Origin of the sequence: Nocardioides sp. NPDC057772 (genome assembly GCF_042798075.1) — a bacterium.
Taxonomy (GTDB): Bacteria; Actinomycetota; Actinomycetes; order Propionibacteriales; family Nocardioidaceae; genus Nocardioides.
On the sequence record NZ_JBHVKN010000285.1, the window covers coordinates 1 to 4,694 of the forward strand.

The window sequence follows — 4,694 nt, forward strand, 5'->3', positions numbered from 1 at the left end:
CGGGTCGACGCCGTGCTCGTTGAGCGGGGCATCCGGGTCGACCGCGTCACCACCACCAGGGCGGACCTCGATGTGGAGGTGGTTGCCGGTGGAGTTACCGGTCGAGCCGACGTAGCCGATGACCTCGCCGGGGGAGACCGTCTGGCCGACGGAGACGCCGTAGTCACTCTGGTGGCAGTACCAGATCTCGGTGCCGTCATCGAGGGTGATGATCGTCCGGTTTCCGTACGCCCCGCCCCAGGCGGTCTCGGTGACCGTGCCGCGGGCGATGGCGTGGATCGGGGTGCCGTAGGGCGCCGCGAAGTCCAGACCGGTGTGGGTGCTGGACCAGTTGGCGCCCGAGGAGCCGAACGTGCCGGTGATGCGGTAGACGCCCGCCGGGATCGGGAGCTCCCACAGGTTGGACTTGAGGAACTTGTCCTGCTTGTCCGCCTGGACGTCGACGCCCTGGAGCGCCTTCTCCCGGTCGCTGGCCGCGGTGTCGGCGTCGGAGCGTTCGTCGTTGCGGGTCACGGTCGCGGAGCGGTCACCGACGACGACCATGTCGCTGTCGCCACCGAGCGCGGTGGCGCCCACGAGGCGTACGTCATCGGCGGCGACCATCGTCGGACCGCCGGTCAGCGCGATGCCACCGATGGCGGCAGCGAGGGCGGCAGCGCCGGCGGTCATCGGGACGGTCGGACGGCCACCGGCAGCCGCAGCAGCGGCGCGCCGGGTGCGCGGCCGGGTCGGCCCGCCGATGCCGACCATCGTGCCGGTGGTCTCGACCGCGGGCAGCTCGTGCAGCTCGGGCCGGTAGGTCGCGATCTCGCTGATGCTGGGCAGGTCGATGCTGCCGGTCTCGGCGCGGAAGTAGGCCTCGGCCTGGTGGGCGTCGTGGTCGTAACCGCCGGCGTAGTCGTCCTGGTAGAACGGCTCGGCGGCCTGCGGCGCCTCGTAGTAGGGCGCGTCGACGGTGTAGGTCTCGGCCGGAAGGTCGATCGCCATCGAGTCGAAGTCGATCTGCTGCGGCAGCGACACCGGCGGGGCCGGGAACGAGGTGGTGTCGATCTTGAACGAGGTCGGCGGCGCGTCGAACGCCTCCTGGAACCCGCGGGGCTCCTTGACCTCGGGCTCGTAGGCCGGCGGGGGCGGCGGCGACGCGACCGGGGGAGCCGGGATCTGCCGGGCCTGGCGCACCGCGCGGACCTTGCCGGTCAGCGGCGCGAACGTGTTGGCCATCCGCAGCGGCTTCGGGGTGTGGGTCGGCTCGGGTGCCTGGAAGGCCGGCTCCGGGGCGACCGGAGCTGCCGGAGCTGCCGGGGCCACGGGGGCGAGAGGAGCAACGGGAGCGACAGGCGCCACCGGCTCGGGACGGACCGGTGCCGCAGCTGCGGCCGCAGGAGCTGCCGGGACACCGCGCGGCGGCGTCTTGGTCGAGAGCGTGCTCGCGGCGGCCTTCATCGGCGCGGACTTGGTCGGTTGGGTCAGGAACTTGGTGAGCTCGGAGGTCGTCATGCCCCCGACACCGAGGTCCTCGAGCACCTCCGGCGTCACCTTGTCCGGGTCGATGCCCATCGAGGAGAGCAGGTCGGCCAGGACGGGGTCGATCTGGGCCGCCCGGCGCTGCGTCGGCACGATCGGCCGGGGCGCGGGAATGGCGGAAGGCGTCGTCGGGAACGAGGCCGGGAAGGAGGGGCCGCCGTCGCCCTCGACGAGAGCACGCAGCTCACCCGTCGAGATGCGGCCGTCGGTGACCTCCTCGTCGCGGGGGGATCCGACGACCGGCAGCTTGCCGGTCTGCTCGAGGACCACCCGGTTGGGCCGGGCCTTGGCGACCGGTTCTTCAGAAGTCTCAGGGGCGGGGGGCGGTGTCGCGGTCCCGACGGCGGGGGACGGCGCGGCGCGCCGCTTCCCGACGTAGGAGGTCGATCCGGTCGCTCGCGGGGCAGGCCTGGAGGCAGGGCTGTCGGTCGCCGGCGCTGCGCGCCGCTTCCCGACGTAGCTGCTGCTGCTCGTGGTTGCTCCGGGGGAAGGGGTGACCGAACGCGGACTGTCACTTGTGACGTCGGCTCGGTGGTTGCCCATCAGTTCATATCTCCGCTGTTCGGGGTCAGACGGCGAGCCATGACTGTAACGGACCGGAGGGCGCGGTCAAGAAATGTGGCACGCCCGTTTCGCTGATTTCACCAACGGCGATAGCTGAATCCGTCGCTGATCTGCGTATTTTCGCCAAATCAGAAACTCGATTGCGACGTCTTCGTGTCACCCGAAATGCGTGTCTACGGGCCGTTTGAGCATCTATACGGTGTCGAAACCAGCCGAACGTCGCACGACGGGTCGTGCGGTACGGGGTCAAACGGGGGCTGCTGCGCGGGGCTACGGACTGTTACTCCAGGTTGCCGATTTGTTGGTATATGTCCGGTGTGTCCGGCGTCGCGCCGCGCTAGTGGCGTACGTCACGTCGTGGCCCCTGGGCTCGTAACCAGGCCTTGGCGGGGTCTAGGGTGCAGGACGGACACATCTGAAGACGAGGACGTCGACCGCTGATCCCTGCGGTACGCCGCCTCGTACCGCAACACACAGACCAGGTGGATCAGTGGATCTCATGGAGTACCAGGCGAAGAAGCTCTTCGCCAAGCACGGCGTCGCCGTGACCGAAGGTGTCGTCGTCGAGACGGCTGAGGAAGCCAGGAAGGCCGCCGAGGAGATCGGCTTCTGCGTCGTCAAGGCGCAGGTCAAGGCCGGTGGCCGCGGCAAGGCCGGCGGCGTGAAGCTGGCCAAGACCGCGGATGAGGCGTTCGAGCACGCCTCGAACATCCTCGGTATGGAGATCAAGGGCCTGAAGGTCAACCGGGTGCTGATCACCCCGGCGACCCCGCCGGTGGAGGAGTACTACTTCTCCTTCCTGCTGGACCGTTCGAACCGGCAGTACCTCTGCATCGCGTCCGTCGAGGGTGGTGTGGAGATCGAGGAGGTCGCCAAGACCAACCCCGACGCCGTGAAGAAGATCGGCATCGACCCCGGCAAGGGTGTCGACGAGGCCAAGGCGCGCGAGATCGCAACCGAGTGCGGCTTCCCGGAGCCCGTCTTCGAGCAGGCTGTCTCGATGATCCAGAGCCTCTACACGGTGTTCACCGAGGAGGACGCGACCCTTGTCGAGGTCAACCCGCTGGCTCGCCTCGAGGGCGACAAGCTGGAGGCCCTGGACGGCAAGGTGTCGCTGGACGACAACGCCTCCGAGGTGCGTCACGAGGACCACGAGCAGTTCGTCATCCGTGACGAGGAGGACCCGCTCGAGGCCAAGGCCAAGGACAAGGGTCTCAACTACGTCAAGCTCGACGGCCAGGTCGGCATCATCGGCAACGGCGCGGGTCTGGTCATGTCGACCCTCGACGTCGTCGCCTACGCCGGCGAGGCCCACGGCGGCGTGAAGCCCGCCAACTTCCTCGACATCGGTGGCGGCGCCAACGCGCAGGTCATGGCCGACGGCCTCGACGTCATCCTGAACGACGAGCAGGTCAAGTCCGTGTTCGTGAACGTCTTCGGTGGCATCACCGCCTGTGACGAGGTCGCCAAGGGCATCGTCGGCGCGCTGGACATCCTCGGCAACGAGGCGACCAAGCCGCTCGTCGTGCGTCTGGACGGCAACAACGTGGACCTGGGCCGCCAGATCCTCAGCGAGGCCAACCACCCGCTGGTCACCATCGTCGACACCATGGACGGCGGCGCCGACAAGGCCGCCGAGCTGGCCAACGCCTGAGGTCAGGAGAGAGAAACATGAGCATCTACCTCAACAAGGACAGCAAGATCATCGTCCAGGGCATCACCGGCGGCATGGGTGCGAAGCACACCGCCCTGATGCTCGACTCGGGCGCCCAGATCGTCGGTGGCGTCAACGCCCGCAAGGCCGGCACCACGGTCACCCACAAGGACGCCCAGGGCGCCGACGTGGAGCTCCCGGTGTTCGGCACCGTCGCTGAGGCGATGAAGGAGACCGGCGCCAACGTGTCGGTCCTCTTCGTGCCGCCGGCGTTCACCAAGGACGCTGCGATCGAGGCGATCGACGCCGAGATGCCGCTGATCGTGGTCATCACCGAGGGCGTCCCGGTCCAGGACACCGCCGAGGTGTGGTCCTACCTGCAGGGCAAGGCCACCCGGATGATCGGCCCGAACTGCCCCGGCATCATCACCCCGGGCGAGTCGCTGGCCGGCATCACCCCGCACACCATCACCGGCAAGGGCCCGGTCGGTCTCGTCTCCAAGTCGGGCACGCTGACCTACCAGATGATGTACGAGCTGAAGGACTTCGGCTTCTCCACCGCGATCGGCATCGGCGGTGACCCCATCATCGGCACCACTCACATCGACGCCCTCGAGGCGTTCGAGAAGGACGACGAGACCAAGCTCATCGTCATGATCGGTGAGATCGGTGGCGACGCCGAGGAGCGTGCCGCGGCCTACATCAAGGAGAACATCTCCAAGCCTGTCGTCGGCTACGTCGCCGGCTTCACCGCGCCGGAGGGCAAGACCATGGGTCACGCCGGCGCGATCGTGTCCGGCTCCGCCGGCACCGCGCAGGCCAAGAAGGAGGCCCTCGAGGCCGCCGGCGTGAAGGTCGGTAAGACCCCGTCGGAGACCGCTGCTCTCGCTCGCGAGATCCTGCAGTCCCTCTGACCTACGTCAGAACCTGACCGCCCCGCGACCGACATGGT

At 68.5% G+C, this 4,694-nt stretch carries 3 protein-coding genes; 2 read left to right on the forward strand and 1 reads right to left on the reverse strand.

All coding sequences use genetic code 11. The features are described from left to right. On the reverse strand, positions 1-2,067 hold a 2,067-nt coding region (locus tag ACFVJS_RS26295; RefSeq protein ID WP_378886500.1), incomplete at its 3' end, for a peptidoglycan DD-metalloendopeptidase family protein. A gap of 511 nt (positions 2,068-2,578) precedes the next feature. Between ACFVJS_RS26295 and sucC the strand changes: the two genes are divergently transcribed. Continuing rightward, on the forward strand, positions 2,579-3,742 hold the full coding sequence (gene sucC, locus ACFVJS_RS26300) for an ADP-forming succinate--CoA ligase subunit beta (RefSeq protein ID WP_378886501.1): 1,164 nt from the start codon (positions 2,579-2,581) through the stop codon (positions 3,740-3,742). Between the two features lie 17 nt (positions 3,743-3,759). After that, entirely contained in the window at positions 3,760-4,656 is an 897-nt protein-coding gene (sucD, locus tag ACFVJS_RS26305) for a succinate--CoA ligase subunit alpha (protein WP_378886505.1), read from the forward strand. The last annotated feature ends 38 nt before the right edge of the window (positions 4,657-4,694 follow it).